The 553-nt window shown below is 41.4% G+C and carries 1 protein-coding gene; it reads right to left on the bottom strand.

The window, feature by feature from the left end:
* Positions 1 to 553, bottom strand: a 553-nt coding sequence (locus tag AC3G7N_RS22230; RefSeq protein WP_489424281.1) for a DNA gyrase subunit A, incomplete at both ends; no start/stop codon positions are given.

The raw sequence follows: 553 nt of genomic DNA, 5'->3' as shown, positions 1-553 counted from the left end.
CAGCATCAATCGTTTCCCCTAAATTATGCGGCGGAATATTAGTTGCCATACCAACTGCAATCCCTGAAGTTCCGTTAACTATAAGGTTAGGAAAGCGAGATGGAAAAACAACTGGTTCACGTTCAGATCCATCATAGTTATCCCTATAATCAATGGTGTCTTTGTTTATATCGCGCAAAAGTTCCATTGAAATTTTTGACATTCGCGCTTCTGTGTAACGCATAGCTGCAGCTGAGTCACCATCAACCGAACCAAAGTTACCATGACCATCAACAAGCATATAGCGATAGCTAAAATCCTGCGCCATCCGTACCATTGTTTCATAAACGGCTGAGTCACCGTGTGGATGATACTTACCAATTACTTCTCCAACAATACGTGCTGACTTTTTATGCGCCTTGTCTGAATGCATTCCTAAATCATTCATCGCATACAAAATTCTGCGATGCACTGGCTTTAATCCATCACGCACGTCAGGTAATGCACGCGATACGATTACACTCATAGCATAGTCAAGGAATGAAGTACGCATTTCCTGACTAATATTTATTTC

The organism is Virgibacillus carmonensis, assembly GCF_057836705.1.
Note: the sequence above shows the minus strand (reverse complement) of the source record. Positions and strands in the feature narration are given on the sequence as shown.